Here is a 14,446-nt window from a genome sequence, read left to right on the forward strand (position 1 = left end):
GGCCGTCCTCTGACTTTCCACTCAACCGCGGGCGGCGGTTCAACCGCGGGCGGCGGCGATCAGCGCCTCGGCCAGCCGCAGGTCCGTCCCCTGCTCCGGGTGCCACTGCACGGCCAGCATGAATCCGTCCGCCCGGACATCGGCCCGTTCGAACGCCTCGACCGTGCCGTCCGGGTGGTGCGCGCTCGCGGTCAGGCCCGCGCCCAGGCGGCGGACGGCCTGGTGGTGGTAGGTGGGGACGTCCACGGCGGCGGTGCCGAGCAGTTCCGCCAGCCGGGTGCCGGGGACGGCGGTGACCGGGTGGCCTGCGTAGGCGCCGTGGGTGGGGGAGTGGCCCTCGTGGCCGACCGCGTCGGGCAGGTGCTGGACCAGGTCGCCGCCGCAGGCCACGTTCAGCAGCTGCATGCCGCGACAGATGCCGAGCAGCGGCAGCCCGCGTTCCAGCGCGGCGGCGACCAGGGCCAGCTCCCAGGCGTCCCGTTCCGGCGTCGGCGGGTCGGTGCGCGGGTGGGGTTCCGCGCCGTAGCGGGACGGGTCGACGTCCGGGCCGCCGCTGACGACCAGTCCGTCCAGCCGGGCCACCACGGCGGCGGCGACGTCCGGATCGTCCGGCGGCAGCAGGGCGGCGATGCCGCCGGAGGACTGGATCAGGCCGGCGTACTCGACCGGCAGCAGGGCGGCGCGCTGCTTGGTCCAGACTCCCCAGTCGGCGGGCACGAGGTAGGTGGTCACACCGATGAGCGGACGGGCCAGGAACGGGGACGGGGACGGGGACACGGAGCGGACCTCCCGGAGGATGCGGCAACGGACGGGCAAAGCGCGGGTGCGGGCCGCGGGTGCGAGCGCGGGTGCGGAGCGCGGATGCGGACGGACGTGGTGCCGGTAGCGACGCGGGCCGGGCGGCAGCCGACTCGCGGACGACCCGCTGGGTCAGGCCAGGAACCCGCGGAGCAGGGCCGCCGTTCCGGCCAGGTGTTCGCGCATCACCGCGCGGGCCCGGTCCGGCTCGCCGCCGAGGATCGCGGCGACCAGCTCACGGTGCTGCCGCTCGCTGTGTTCGAGGTTGGGCGGCAGCAGCGGGATGCCGCCGAGCAGGTCGTTGACGGTGGCGCGGACTCCGGCGTACTGGGTGGCGACCGAGACCGAGCCGCACAGTTCGGCGATGGCGAGGTGCAGCAGGGTGTCCTGGCGGCGGTAGCCGTCGAGCGGGGCGGCCGAGGTCGCGGCCAGGCAGTCGCGCAGCCGCTGCGCCGCCGACGGGTCCAGCTGTCGTGCGGCCTGGCGGGCGGCGCAGAGTTCGGCGGCGCCGACCTCCAGCACCTCGCGGAACAGCAGGGTGTCCTCCAGCCGGTCGCCGAGCAGTTCGGCCCGCCGGCGCAGCTCGGTACCGTCGGCCGCGGCGGGTCCGGCCCCCGGGCCGACGTCGGGACGGCGGACGAAGGCGCCGCCGTAGCGACCGCGGCGGACCTCCAGCAGCTCGGCGTCCTGCAGCACCTTCAGCGCCTCGCGCAGGGTGACCCGGCTGACCTGGAGCCGTTCGGCGAGGTCCCGTTCCGGGGGCAGCCGCTCGCCTTCGGGCACCAGGCCGAGCCGGATCAGCTGCAGCAGTCGCTGAACCGTTTCCTCAAAGGTGTTCCCCGAACGCACCGGCCGCAGCACCGCCCCCAGCGGATCCCCCTCCGCCACGTCGCCCGGCACGCCCGTCGCCTCGCCCGCTTCGCTCATCGATCCCCCTTCCCTTTCAATGGTACAAGGACATACCTTTGACTCGCTCGGCAGCCCGTAGCATGCATGACAGCAGTCGGAGGCAAGCCCGTGACAGACCGTCAACCCCCGCTCAGTGTCCCGGAGCTGCGCCGCATGATCGCGGCCGGGGAGATCCACACCGTTGCCCTCGCCTTCACCGACATGCAGGGCAGGCTCCAGGGCAAGCGCTTCGCCGCCGGATTCTTCCTGGACGACGTGCTCGCCCACGGCGGCGAGGGCTGCGCCTACCTGCTCGCCGTGGACGTCGAACTGAACACCGTGGACGGCTATCCGATGGCCTCCTGGGACACCGGCTACGGCGACTTCGCCCTGGTCCCCGACCTGGCCACGCTGCGGCTCACCCCCTGGCAGCCCGGCACCGCCCTGGTCACCGCCGACCTCGCCTGGCTGGACGGCAGCCCGGTCCCGGCCTCGCCCCGGCAGATCCTGCGCCGCCAGCTGGACCGGCTCGCCGAACGCGGCCTCAGCGCCTGGGTCGGCACCGAGCTGGAGTTCATCGTCTTCAAGGACACCTACGAGGACGCCTGGGACCGCGGCTACCGCGGACTGACCCCGGCGAACCAGTACAACGCCGACTACTCCCTCCTCGCCACCGCCCGGATCGAACCGCTGCTGGCCCGGATCCGCAACGAGATGGGCGCGGCCGGGATGGTGGTCGAGTCGGCGAAGGGCGAGTGCAACCTCGGCCAGCACGAGATCGCCTTCCGCTACGACGAGGCGCTGACCACCTGCGACCAGCACAGCGTCTACAAGACCGGGGCCAAGGAGATCGCGGCGCAGGAGGGCCAGTCGCTGACCTTCATGGCCAAGTACAACGAGCGCGAGGGCAACAGCTGCCACGTCCACCTCTCGCTCCGCAACGCCGAGGGCCGACCGGCCTTCGCCGCGGCGGACGGCGGGATGGCTCCGCTGATGCGGCACTTCCTGGCCGGTCAGCTGGCCGCGATGCGCGAGCTGACGCTGCTCTACGCGCCCAACATCAACTCCTACAAGCGCTTCCGCCCCGGCTCCTTCGCCCCGACCGCGGTCGCCTGGGGCCGGGACAACCGCACCTGCTCGCTCCGCGTGGTCGGCCACGGCCCCTCGCTGCGCTTCGAGAACCGCGCCCCCGGCGGGGACGTCAACCCGTACCTCGCCGTGGCGGCGATGGTCGCGGCCGGGCTGCACGGCGTCGAACACGAGCTTGAGCTGCCTGAACCCTGCACCGGCAACGCCTACGACGCCGACTACGACCACCTCCCGGGCACCCTGCGCGAGGCGGCCGGGCTCTGGTCCGGCAGCAAGCTCGCCGAGGAGGCCTTCGGCAGCGACGTGGTGCGGCACTACCTGCGGATGGCCGAGGTCGAGCAGGACGCCTACGACACCGCCGTCACCGACTGGGAGCGGTTCCGCTCCTTCGAGCGAATGTGAGCCCCCAGCAGATGACCCACGAGCCGCCGACCCACGAGCCGTCAGCCCACGAGCCGCCGACCTACAGTCCGCCGACCTACAGTCCGCCGACCGAAAGTCCGCTGACCGTGCTCAACCCGGCCACCGAGGAGGTGGTCGCCACCGTCCCCGCCACCACCGCGGACCAGGTGGACGCCGCCGTCGCCCGCGCCGCCAAGGCGCAGCAGAGCTGGGCCGCCCTCGCCCCGGCCGACCGCGCCCGGCTGCTGCGCCGCTTTGCCGACGCGGTGGACGGCGCACTGGACGAACTGGCCGCGCTGGAGGTGCGCCAGGCCGGGCACACCGTCGGCAACGCCCGCTGGGAGGCTGGCAACGTCCGCGACCTGCTGGAGTACGCCGCGGGCGGGGTCGAACGGCTGACCGGGCGACAGATCCCGGTGTCCGGCGGCCTGGACGTCACCTTCCATGAGCCGCTCGGCGTGGTCGCCGTGATCGCGCCCTGGAACTTCCCGATGCCGATCGCCGCCTGGGGCTTCGCCCCGGCCCTGGCGGCCGGCAACGCGGTGCTGCTGAAACCGGCCGAGACCACCCCGCTGACCGCGCTGCGGCTGGCCGACCTCGCCCTCGCCGCCGGGCTGCCCGAAGGCCTGTTCCAGGTGCTGCCCGGGTACGGGCCGGTCACCGGACGGGCGCTGGTGGACCACCCGGGCGTGCGGAAGGTGGTCTTCACCGGCTCCACCGCGGTCGGCAAGGAGATCATGGCCCGCTGCGCCGGGCAGTTGAAGCGGGTCACCCTGGAACTCGGCGGCAAGAGCCCCAACCTGGTCTTCGCCGACGCCGACCTGGCCCGTGCCGCCGCCACCGCGCCGATGGCCTTCCTGGACAACGCCGGGCAGGACTGCTGCGCCCGGACCAGGATCCTGGTCCAGCGCGAGGTCTACGACGACTTCCTGGCGCTGCTCGCCCCGGCCCTGGCCGCGGTCCGGGTCGGCGACCCGGCCGATCCGGCGACCGAGATGGGCCCGCTGATCTCCGCGGTCCAACGGGAGCGGGTGCGCGGCTACCTGACGTCTGATCAGCGGGTGGTGGCGCGGGGTGAGGCCCCGTCAGGGCCGGGCTTCTGGCTCCCGCCGACGCTGCTCGCCCCGGACGACCCGGACAGCCCGGCCGCGACCGAGGAGATCTTCGGCCCGGTCGCCGTGGTCCTCCCGTTCACCGACGAGGCGGACGCGCTGCGGCTGGCCAACGGCACCCGCTACGGGCTGTCGGGCTCGATCTGGACCCGCGACCTGGGCCGGGCGATGCGTCTTGCCCGCGGCGTCGAGGCGGGCAACCTGTCGGTGAACTCGCACAGCTCGGTCCGCTACTGGACGCCCTTCGGCGGCTTCGGCGAATCGGGCCTGGGCCGTGAGCTGGGCCCGGACGCGCTGACCCACTTCACCGAGACCAAGAACGTCTTCTTTTCCACCGAGGAGTAGCAGAGCCGTGAGCAGCAACGAAGAATCCATCTGCCGCCGCCTGGTCGGCCGCACCGCCGTGGTCACCGGCGCCGGCAGCGGCATCGGCCTGGCCACCGCCCGTCGGCTGGCGAGCGAGGGCGCCCACGTCGTCTGCGGCGACGTGGACGAGACCGCGGGCAAGGCCGCCGCCGAGGAGGTCGGCGGGCTGTTCGCCAAGGTCGACGTGACTGACGCCGAGCAGGTCGAGGCCCTGTTCAAGGCCGCGTTCGACACCTACGGCAGCGTCGACGTCGCCTTCAACAACGCCGGGATCTCGCCGCCCGACGACGACTCGATCCTGACCACCGGGCTCGACGCCTGGCGCCGGGTCCAGGAGGTCAACCTGACCTCGGTCTTCCTCTGCTGCAAGGCGGCGCTGCCGTACATGCAGCGGCAGGGGCGGGGCTCGATCATCAACACCGCCAGCTTCGTCGCGGTGATGGGGGCGGCGACCTCGCAGATCTCGTACACCGCGTCCAAGGGCGGGGTGCTGGCGATGTCCCGGGAGCTGGGCGTGCAGTTCGCCCGCGAGGGCATCCGGGTGAACGCGCTGTGCCCGGGGCCGGTGGACACCCCGCTGCTGCGCGAGCTGTTCGCCAAGGACCCGGAGCGCGCGGCCCGGCGGCTGGTGCACATCCCGCTGGGACGGTTCGCCCGCCCGGAGGAGATCGCCGCCGCGGTGGCCTTCCTGGCCAGCGACGACTCGTCGTTCATGACGGCCAACGAGTTTCTGGTGGACGGCGGCATCGGCGGAGCCTACGTGACCCCGATGTAGCCGACGCAACGACGTAGCCGACGCAACCCCGGCGCGGACGGGACCCCCTTCGGCCCAACCTCCGGCCCGACCGGATCGGAGCGCGGGCGGGGTCGCTCATGAGTACGGGTGCCACCTTCCACACGTCAATCTCAGCCGATCCTCAGAACCGGTTGATCGCACGTTTATCGAATTGGCCGTAGATTGCGGCTGTGAGTACGACGACCCCGGCCGGCTGGTACCCGGACCCCAAGCCCCTTGACCCTGCCCACCCCGGTCAGCGCTGGTGGAACGGTTCCGAATGGACCGTCAGCACCAAGCCCGACGAGGTGCTGCCCGCTGTCCCGGCCAAACGGCCCCGCCCCCGGCGGGCCACCGTCGTGGCCGGTACGGTGGCGGCCCTGGTCGGCCTCGGCGTCGGCAGCCTGACCACCTACCTGATCATGGACAACAACAAGTCGAGCAGCAATGCCTCCGCACCCTCCCAGCGCTTCGGGTCGGGCAACGGCCAGCTCGGCGGCGGCACCGGCGGCGAGGGCGGCAACGGCGGCTCCGGCGGCTCCCAGGGCGGCGGCTCCGGCGGCCTCCCCGGCACCGGCGGCGGCTCAGGCGGCAGCGGGGGTTCCGGCGGCAGCGGCGGCAATGGCGGCTCCGGCGGCCTCCCCGGCAACGGGGGCAACAGCACCACCGCGCTGGACCTGATCGACGGCGTCTCGCTGCCCATCCCCAGCGGCTGGACCGGCGGCACCACCCAGGACGGCTACGCCTCCCTCTACGTCGGCCAGTACACCTGCGCCCAGTCCAGCAACGGCTGCACCCTCGGCGGCGCCAACACGGCGACCCTGAAGGCCTCGGTCAGCGCCGGCGCCAAGGCCGCCGCCGAGGCCGACATCGCCGGTGCGGTGAAGGACGCCTACGGCGACATCACCGGACACCAGCAGCTGGAGTCCCAGGCGGTCACCGTGGCCGGCCGCTCCGGCTACCTGATCCGCTGGAAGGTCGACGCCAAGGTCGGCAACAGCGGCACGGTGGAGACCGTGGTCTTCCCGACCAGCGACAACAAGTCCCTGGTCGCCCTGCACATGGGCTTCGACACCGCGGCCAAGGCGCCCGCGGTCTCGGTGATGGACACCATCGTCTCCGGCATCGCCGACGTCGACACCGCGAGCCTGGGCGGCGGCAGCGGCGCGAGCGGCTCCGGCGGAACGAGCGGCAGCAACTCCTGACCACGCCTTCCTCCCCGCAGACGAGAGCCCCCGCCGAAGTCCTTCGGCGGGGGCTCTCGTCGGTACGGCCGCCCGTGCCGCCACCAGAGCGAGAGTTCAGAGGAAGGTCATGCCCTCGCCGCGGTAGGTCGGCACCGTCTCCACGATCCGGTCGCCCTCGATCAGCCGCAGTTCGGCGAAGCGCTCGCACAGCTCCCCGGCCTTGGCGTGCCGGAACCACACCTTGTCGCCGATCAGCAGATCGTCCGCGGCCGAGCCCAGCAGCGGCGTCTGCACCTCGCCCGCGCCCTCCTGCGGGTCGTAGCGCAGCCCCTCCGGCAGGTAGGGGACGGGGGAGCGGTCCGCCCCGGCCGCGCCCGACGCCGGGTAGCCGCCGCCGAGCACCGTCACCACGCCCACCCCGGGCCGCCGTACCACCGGCTGCGCGAACAGCGCCGCCGGACGGCCGGTGAACGACCGGTAGTTGTCGAACAGCCGGGGGACGTAGAGGCCGGAGCCGGCCGCGACCTCGGTCACCGAGGCCTCCGCGACGGTGCTCTCCACGCTGCCGGTGCCGCCGCCGTTGACGTACTCCAGGTCGGCGACGCGCCGGACCGCGGCCACCACGTCGGCGCGGCGCTGCGCCAGCTCGGCGCGGGCCTTGCGCTGCATGGCCTGGATCGCCCGGGACCGGAACGGGCGCCCGGCGATCCGGTCGCCCACGCCCGCGATGTGCCCCTCGTACGCCATCAGGCCGACCACCCGGAAGCCGGGACGGTTCTGCACCAGCCCGGCGAACGCCGCCAGCGCCTCGGGGGTGCGCAGCGGGGAGCGCCGGGCGCCGACCCGGACCCGTCCGCCGAACAGCTGCAGCGCGGTGTCCAGCTCCAGGCAGACCCGGATCTCCTCGGTCCCCGCTCCGTGCGCGGCGTCGATCAGGTCGAGCTGGGCCGGGTCGTCCACCAGTACCGAGACCGCCCCGGCCAGCTTGGGGTCGGCCGCCAGCTCGGCGTATCCGGCCCGGTCGGCGGAGGGGTAGGCGAGCAGGATGTCGTCGAAGCCGGCTCTGGCCAGCCAGATCGACTCGGCCAGGGTGAAGCTCATGATCCCCTGGAAGCCGTCCGTCCGGAGCACCCGCTCCAGCAGGGCCCGGCAGCGCACCGACTTGCTGGCCACCCGGATCGGCTTGCCGCCCGCGCGTCGGACCAGGTCCTGGGCGTTCGCGTCGAAGGCTTCCAGGTCCACGATCGCCAGCGGGGCGTCGAGGCCGACGGTGGCGCGGTCGTAGCGGGCGCGGTCTGCGGAGGGTGTCACCATGCGCGAAGACTGCCACACCGCGCCTACCTGTCGGTAGGGGGACCCGGCCCGATCGACTAGGCTCGCCGGGTGCAGCGCAAGAACATCCCCGACCCGGGGTTCTCGGGTGACGACGGTGCGGCGGACCCCCGGCTCGCGGAGGCGCTGGCCCGGCACGCCGCGCAGCCCTCGGCGGACACCGAGCGGCAACTGCTCGACGCGCTGGTCGGCGCCCGGCTGATGGTCCCGATCGTGGCGATCCTCGGCGAGGCCGAGACCGGCGCCGACGGCCTGACGCACGAGAAGTCCAGCGACATGGCCGTCCCGACCGTGCAGACCCCGGACGGACGCCGCGGCCTGCCCGCCTTCACCTCTCTGGACGCGCTGGCCCGCTGGCGCGCGGACGCCCGCCCCGCGCCGGTCCCGGCCGCGCAGGCGGTCCGGGCGGCCTGGTCGGAGCAGGCCGACGCGCTGCTGATCGACCTGGCCGGTCCCGCCTTCTACGAACTGTCGGGCGCGGCCATGCGCGCGGTGGCCGAGGGCAGGGCCCGGATCGACCCGCTGCGCGACCCGGAGGTCGCCGAGGCGGTGCGCGGAGTGCTGGCGCGGCACCCCGAGGTACTGCGGGCGCATCTGCTCCCCAGCGCGGAGACGGACGCGCTGCTGGCGCTGATCCCGGACCCGGCCGCCGACCCGGCCGGGCTCGGCCGGTCGGTCCAGCGGCTGGCCGCGGCGCTGGCCGAGCACGAGCTGCTGCGGATCCGGCTGGACCGCGGCCTGGACCTGGCCGTCGTGCCCGCCTCCAGGGCGGAGCCGGCCGAGCCGCTGTACGCCCGCTGAGCCGGACCTGACGGGCCGCTGACGCCGCCTCAACCCTCAACCCTCACCCTAAGCTAGAGCTTCAGCCGACCGTCTCCGCCGCGGCCTTGGCCACCGACTCGACCAGGGTGATGCCCTGGCTCTCGGACAGATTGCCGTCGGAGAGCACGGAGATCAGTAGCTGGTGGCCGTCGTGGTCGACCAGCCCGGTGCTGTTGATCACCCACAGCCCGGTGGCGGAGCGGGGCAGCCAGCCGTTCTTGAGCTGGTAGTCGCCGGTGGCCGCGGCGCTGACGCCCCAGCGCTGGTCGGTCTCGACCTGGCGGAGCAGGCCCTGGACGTACTCCCGGGAGGCGGCGTCCAGCAGCGAGGAGCCGGTGAACACCTGGCGCAGCAGCTTCACCTGGTCCGCCGCGGTGGTCGTGGTCAGACCCCAGTAGTCGTCGGTGCCGCCCTGGGTCGAGCCGAGCCCGAAGCGCTTGTTGGCGGCGTCCAGGCCGCTGTGTGCGCCGATGGCGAGGTAGAGGCTGTTCGCGGCGTCGTTGTCGCTGTTCTCGATCATGCTGGTGGCCAGCGCGCGCTGGGAGGTGCTGAGTCCGCCCTGCCCCTGGGTCTGCAGCAGCAGGGTGGCCAGGATGTCCAGCTTGACGATGCTGGCGGTGACGAAGGAGTGTCCGGCCGCGCCGTAGTCCAGCGAGGCTCCGGTGGTCAGGTCGACCACGGAGACCGAGGCGTTGCCCGAGGCCCGCGCCACCGCGTCCTTCAGTGCGTCCATGCCGTCTCCCGAATCGGTCGGACGCGTGGAGGCGGGCGCGCTCGGCGTCGCGGTCACCGTAGCCGACGGGGCGCCGGTGGGCGAGAGGGTGGCGGACGGGGTGGGCGAGGCGCTGCCGGGGGACGGCGCGGCCACCGCCGACCCGGCGCCCGAGCCGGTCGCCGCCGCCGAGGTCGACGCCCGCGCCGAGCCGCCGTGCACCGCCAGCGTCGTCGTCCCGGCCACCGCCAGCACCCCGGCGACCGTGCAGATGACGGCGGTCCGGGGCCGGACGCGGTGGTCGGTCCCCTCGCGCGGCCGTGCCGCGAATCTGCTCCACATGCACCGGCACGTTAGGCAGCGTTCCTCTGACCGCCCTAGGAGCAGCCTGGCCGTTCCCTGGCAACCGCCGCCGGGGCTGTCGCCGGGATGGCGTCCCGGTCAGCCGTAGACCGGGCCGGTGAACTTCTCGCCGGGGCCGGTGCCCGGGGCGTCCGGGACCAGCGAGGCCTCGCGGAAGGCGAGCTGAAGCGACTTCAGCCCGTCCCGGAGCGGGGCGGCGTGGTAGGTGCTGAGGTCCGGCGCGGCGGCGGTGAGCAGCCCGGCCAGGGCGTTGATCAGCTTGCGCGCCTCGTCCAGGTCCTTGTGCTGCTCGCCGTCCTCGGCCAGGCCCAGGTTGACCGCCGCCGCGCTCAGCAGGTGCACGGCGGTGGTGGTGATCAGCTCCACGGCCGGCACGTCGGCGATGTCCCGGGTCAGGTCGTCGATGTCGGGGGTCTCGGGCTGGGTGGTCATCTGGGGCTCGCCTCGCTGGTCCTGGCTGATCATGGATGTCGGTCCGACTGTTCTGTCCGAGAGTCTGCCCGAAGCTTGCCGAACCGGGGAATTCTGCGCTACGCCGGAACGCTGCTATGGTTGGACACTGACCGGCCAGGTCGTCATGCCCGTGGGGTGTGGTGCCAGGCCCGCAAGTGGAGGCTCCTTCTCCCACCCGCATCGACCCCCGGGTCGTCGGGTTCCGGTCCGGTGGTTCACGCCTACCAGCGTGACACCACCCAGCGCGTACCGCGGACACTCAGCTCCGCAGCAGCGTGCCCGGTTTCCGTGGAGCCCCGCCTGTGTGTCATGCGGGGCTTTTTTCGTGCCCGCGGTGAAACGCCCGGCGCGTTGTTCCCACCGCGGTACGAATGAAGTCCTGTATGGCGGTAAACCAGTCCGCATAACGCGGCTGCCGGGTCGGCAGCCGCGAGGTGCAACCGAGGAGGATCCATCAGCACTGAGCCCCGCATCAACGACCGGATTCGCGTCCCTGAGGTGCGACTCGTCGGTCCCAGCGGCGAGCAGGTCGGCATCGTGCCGCTTGCCAAGGCCCTGGAACTTGCGCAGGAGTACGACCTGGACCTGGTCGAGGTCGCGGCGACCGCCCGGCCGCCGGTGTGCAAGCTCATGGACTACGGCAAGTTCAAGTACGAGTCCGCCATGAAGGCCCGTGAGGCGCGCAAGAACCAGGCGCACACGGTCATCAAGGAGATGAAGCTCCGGCCGAAGATCGACCCGCACGACTACGACACCAAGAAGGGTCACGTCGTCCGGTTCCTCAAGCAGGGTGACAAGGTCAAGATCACGATCATGTTCCGCGGTCGTGAGCAGTCCCGCCCCGAGCTCGGCTTCCGGCTGTTGCAGCGCCTCGCCTCGGACGTGGAGGAGTTGGGCTTCATCGAGTCCAACCCCAAGCAGGACGGCCGAAACATGATCATGGTGCTCGGCCCGCACAAGAAGAAGACCGAGGCCATGGCCGAGGCCCGCGAGGCAGCCGCCGCGCGCAAGGCCGAGCGTCAGGGCCGCCCGGCCGACGACGAGGACGTCCTCTCGGCCGACGAAGCCCCCGAGGCCGACGAGCCGCAGGAGCTCGACGACGCAGCGGAGGCCGCCGACGAGGCTGCCGCCGATGCCGACGTCGCCCCCGCGGACGCCGAGGTCGCGGACAACCAGGAGGTGGCGGCCAGCTAGGCTGCCACGTCCGCCCGGCCCCCCGGCACCCGCCGGAGGGCCCTGGAGAACCACAGCGCTCCCGCTCGCGCCCCGGCGCACGGGCGGGCAGCGGACCGACGAGGAGAGTACGGCGACATGCCGAAGAACAAGACGCACTCCGGTGCCAGCAAGCGCTTCAAGATCACTGGCTCCGGCAAGGTGCTGCGCCAGCGCGCCGGCCGCCGTCACCTGCTCGAGCACAAGTCGTCCACGCTGACCCGTCGCCTGGCCGGCACGGTCGAGGTGTCCCCGGCTGACGTCAAGAAGGTCAAGAAGCTTCTCGGCAAGTGATCCTGCGCCCTGCGCAGCCGATCCCCTCGAACCATTCGTCACCGGACCGCGTGAGACTGACCGCGGTCCTCATCAAGGAGTAACAACGTGGCACGCGTCAAGCGGGCAGTAAACGCCCACAAGAAGCGCCGGGTCGTCCTCGAGCGCGCCAGCGGTTACCGCGGCCAGCGCTCGCGCCTGTACCGCAAGGCGAAGGAGCAGCTGCTGCACTCCTTCACCTACAACTACAACGACCGGAAGAAGCGCAAGGGCGACTTCCGTCAGCTGTGGATCCAGCGCATCAACGCCGCGGCGCGTGCCAACGGCATGACGTACAACCGCCTGATCCAGGGTCTGAAGCTGGCCAACGTCGAGATCGACCGGAAGATGCTGGCCGAGCTGGCCGTGCACGACGCCGGCGCCTTCGCCACGCTGGTCGAGGTCGCGCAGAAGGCCCTCCCGGCCGACGTGAACGCGCCCCGCGTCGCCGCCGACGCCGCCTGAGCAGTCGACTCCGTCGCCGTGCTGTGAGCTGGACCCGCAGGGAATGACGCCCTGCGGGTCCAGTGTCGTTTTCAGCCCAGCCCACCCGAAGTGAGAACCGCGATGCCCCAGCAGCCGTCCCCCGAGCTCACCTCGCTGCGCTCGACCCGGGTCAGCGCCGCCCGCCGGCTCTCCCGCCGCGCCCAGCGCGGCAAGGAGCGCCGCTTCGTCGCCGAGGGCCCGCAGGCGGTCCGCGAGGCCGTGGCCCACGGGACGCTGCCCGGCGGCGAGCACGCCGTGGTGGAGATCTACACCACCGCCGAGGCCGCCGAGCGGCACCCGGAGCTGCTGGACCACGCCCGTGCCGCCCGGATCCCGGTGCTCACCGCGACCGACGAGGTGATCGAGGCGGTCTGCCAGACCGTCACCCCGCAGGGCATCGCCGCCGTCTGCCGCTTCGTCGACACCGGCTTCGAGCAGGTGCTGGCCGCCCGGCCGCGGCTGGTCGCGGTGCTCGCGCACGTCCGCGACCCCGGCAACGCCGGGACGGTGCTGCGCACCGCCGACGCCGCCGGCGCGGACGCGGTGGTGCTCACCGACGGCTCGGTGGACCTCTACAACCCCAAGGCGGTCCGGGCCTCGGTCGGCAGCCTCTACCACCTCCCGGTCGCGGTCGGGGTCCCGGTGGAGCTGGCGGTCAAGGGCCTGCGCGACGCCGGGGTGCGGATCCTGGCGGCGGACGGCGCGGGCGCCCGCGACCTCGACGCCGAGCTGGACGACGGCGCCCTGGGCGGGCCCACCGCCTGGGTCTTCGGCAACGAGGCCTGGGGCCTGCCGGAGGCCACCCGCGCACTGGCGGACGAGGTGGTGCGGGTCCCGATCCACGGACACGCCGAGAGCCTGAATCTCGCCACGGCCGCCGCCGTGTGCCTCTACGCCTCCGCGCGCGCCCAACGCGCCTCCGGCGGGTGCCGCGAGCAGCCGGTCATTCGCTAGGGTGACCGGAGGATCGCGGGTGACGGCGGGATCCGGAGGGAGGGCGGTCATGACCGACACGCGGCAGGCCGGCGTGGTCGTTCCGACTGCCGTGCCCCGGGGCGCCGGGGTCGGCCTGGGCTGGCTCGATCCGGAGGAGCTCCCGGACGGCCTGGTGGTGGCCGACGCCGACCAGCGGGTGGTCTGCTTCAACGCCGCGGCGGTGCGGATCAGCGGCATCCCGGCCGCGCTCGCCCTGGGTCGGACCCTGGCCGAGGCGCTGCCGCTGGAGGACCTGGAGGGCCGACGCTGGTGGCAGCTCACCGACCCCTACGGCGGCCTGCGGATACGCACCCGTCAGCCCGAGCGCAACCTGCTGCTGCCCGGCGGCCGGGAGGTCCTGGTCTCGGCCCGCTACCTGCGCGCCGACGGCGGCACCGGGCCGGTCACCCGGGTGGTGGTCACCCTGCGCGGCACCGAGGCCAGGCGGCGTACCGAGCGCAGCCACGCCGAGCTGATCGCCACCGTCGCCCATGAGCTGCGCAGCCCGCTGACCAGCGTCAAGGGCTTCACCGCGACCCTGCTGCAGAAGTGGGAGCGGTTCACCGACGACCAGAAGAAGCTGATGCTGGAGACGGTCGACGCCGACGCCAACCGGGTCACCCGGCTGATCGCCGAGCTGCTCGACATCTCCAGGATCGACGCCGGACGGCTGGAGGTCCGGCGGCAGAAGGTCGACCTCCCGGCCGCGATCCGGCACCACGTGGACGGCAAGATCGCCGCGGGCACCGCGCCGGAGCGCTTCGTGGTGCAGGTCCACGAGCCGCTGCCGCCGCTGTGGGCGGACGCGGACAAGGTGGACCAGGTGCTGGGCAACCTGCTGGAAAACGCGGTGCGGCACGGTGAGGGAACTGTCACCATCGAGGTCCGGTCCGAGCAGGCGGTCCTCGCCTCCGGCCAGCTCCGGGAGGTGACGGCGGTGACGGTCTCGGACCAGGGCCCCGGCATCCCCGAGGAATCGATTCCGCGGGTCTTCACCCGGTTCTGGCGCGGCAGCAAGCGCGGCGGGACCGGCCTCGGCCTCTACATCGTCAAGGGCATCGTCGAGGCGCACGGCGGCAGCATCGCGGTGGACCGGATGCCCGAGGGCGGCGCCAGGTTCCGATTCGTGCTGCCCGCGGGCCTGCCCGAGTTCATGCTCTGA

Annotated in this window: 15 protein-coding genes; 10 read left to right on the forward strand and 5 right to left on the reverse strand. The window is 73.0% G+C overall.

All coding sequences use genetic code 11. The features are described 5' to 3' along the window. Window positions 1-39: 39 nt before the first annotated feature. Both ACEZDE_RS04470 and ACEZDE_RS04475 read right to left on the reverse strand, forming a co-directional pair. A complete protein-coding gene (locus ACEZDE_RS04470) occupies window positions 40-753 on the reverse strand; it encodes a gamma-glutamyl-gamma-aminobutyrate hydrolase family protein (RefSeq protein WP_380533329.1) in 714 nt (237 codons plus the stop codon). Window positions 754-930: 177 nt separating this feature from the next. Beyond that, a complete protein-coding gene (locus ACEZDE_RS04475) occupies window positions 931-1,725 on the reverse strand; it encodes a FadR/GntR family transcriptional regulator (protein WP_380532475.1) in 795 nt (264 codons plus the stop codon). A gap of 90 nt (window positions 1,726-1,815) precedes the next feature. Here ACEZDE_RS04475 and ACEZDE_RS04480 point away from each other — a divergent pair, with 90 nt between their 5' ends. The 4 genes from ACEZDE_RS04480 (at window position 1,816) to ACEZDE_RS04495 (ending at window position 6,635) form a co-directional block, all read left to right on the forward strand. Further along, window positions 1,816-3,177, forward strand: coding sequence for a glutamine synthetase family protein (locus ACEZDE_RS04480; protein ID WP_380532477.1), 1,362 nt, complete (start codon window positions 1,816-1,818; stop codon window positions 3,175-3,177). An 11-nt stretch (window positions 3,178-3,188) separates the two neighbouring features. Beyond that, a complete protein-coding gene (locus ACEZDE_RS04485) occupies window positions 3,189-4,634 on the forward strand; it encodes an aldehyde dehydrogenase family protein (protein ID WP_380532480.1) in 1,446 nt (481 codons plus the stop codon). A gap of 7 nt (window positions 4,635-4,641) precedes the next feature. Then, window positions 4,642-5,430 carry a 3-oxoacyl-ACP reductase gene (locus ACEZDE_RS04490; protein ID WP_380532483.1) on the forward strand — a complete coding sequence of 263 codons (789 nt, stop codon included), beginning with the start codon at window positions 4,642-4,644 and terminating at the stop codon, window positions 5,428-5,430. A 191-nt stretch (window positions 5,431-5,621) separates the two neighbouring features. Further along, window positions 5,622-6,635: a DUF2510 domain-containing protein gene (locus ACEZDE_RS04495; protein WP_380532486.1), complete on the forward strand. Its 1,014-nt coding sequence runs from the start codon at window positions 5,622-5,624 to the stop codon at window positions 6,633-6,635. Window positions 6,636-6,731: 96 nt separating this feature from the next. Here the strand turns inward: ACEZDE_RS04495 and ACEZDE_RS04500 are convergent, their stop codons facing one another. Beyond that, entirely contained in the window at window positions 6,732-7,931 is a 1,200-nt protein-coding gene (locus ACEZDE_RS04500; RefSeq protein WP_380532489.1) for an amino acid deaminase/aldolase, read from the reverse strand. Window positions 7,932-8,000: 69 nt separating this feature from the next. Here ACEZDE_RS04500 and ACEZDE_RS04505 point away from each other — a divergent pair, with 69 nt between their 5' ends. After that, window positions 8,001-8,750, forward strand: coding sequence for an SseB family protein (locus ACEZDE_RS04505; protein WP_380532492.1), 750 nt, complete (start codon window positions 8,001-8,003; stop codon window positions 8,748-8,750). Window positions 8,751-8,811: 61 nt separating this feature from the next. Here ACEZDE_RS04505 and ACEZDE_RS04510 read toward each other — a convergent pair whose 3' ends face one another. After that, a complete protein-coding gene (locus ACEZDE_RS04510) occupies window positions 8,812-9,825 on the reverse strand; it encodes a serine hydrolase (RefSeq protein ID WP_380532495.1) in 1,014 nt (337 codons plus the stop codon). 99 nt (window positions 9,826-9,924) lie between these two features. After that, on the reverse strand, window positions 9,925-10,278 hold the full coding sequence (locus tag ACEZDE_RS04515; protein ID WP_380532498.1) for a DUF1844 domain-containing protein: 354 nt from the start codon (window positions 10,276-10,278) through the stop codon (window positions 9,925-9,927). Between the two features lie 474 nt (window positions 10,279-10,752). On the opposite strand from ACEZDE_RS04515, the gene infC reads away from it, so the two are divergent. The 5 genes from infC to ACEZDE_RS04540 all read left to right on the forward strand — a co-directional run bounded on the left by infC (window position 10,753) and on the right by ACEZDE_RS04540 (window position 14,446). Beyond that, on the forward strand, window positions 10,753-11,493 hold the full coding sequence (gene infC / locus ACEZDE_RS04520) for a translation initiation factor IF-3 (protein WP_380533331.1): 741 nt from the start codon (window positions 10,753-10,755) through the stop codon (window positions 11,491-11,493). A 117-nt stretch (window positions 11,494-11,610) separates the two neighbouring features. Then, window positions 11,611-11,805 (forward strand): 50S ribosomal protein L35, encoded by a 195-nt coding sequence (gene rpmI / locus ACEZDE_RS04525; RefSeq protein WP_380532501.1) that lies wholly within the window; start codon window positions 11,611-11,613, stop codon window positions 11,803-11,805. Between the two features lie 87 nt (window positions 11,806-11,892). After that, a complete protein-coding gene (gene rplT, locus ACEZDE_RS04530; protein WP_380532503.1) occupies window positions 11,893-12,288 on the forward strand; it encodes a 50S ribosomal protein L20 in 396 nt (131 codons plus the stop codon). Between the two features lie 102 nt (window positions 12,289-12,390). Continuing rightward, complete coding sequence (locus ACEZDE_RS04535) at window positions 12,391-13,263, forward strand: TrmH family RNA methyltransferase (protein WP_380532506.1); 873 nt, start codon at window positions 12,391-12,393, stop codon at window positions 13,261-13,263. Between the two features lie 49 nt (window positions 13,264-13,312). Continuing rightward, window positions 13,313-14,446: a sensor histidine kinase gene (locus ACEZDE_RS04540; RefSeq protein WP_380532509.1), complete on the forward strand. Its 1,134-nt coding sequence runs from the start codon at window positions 13,313-13,315 to the stop codon at window positions 14,444-14,446.

The organism is Streptacidiphilus cavernicola, from assembly GCF_042510955.1.
In the GTDB taxonomy this organism is placed as follows: domain Bacteria; phylum Actinomycetota; class Actinomycetes; order Streptomycetales; family Streptomycetaceae; genus Streptacidiphilus; species Streptacidiphilus cavernicola.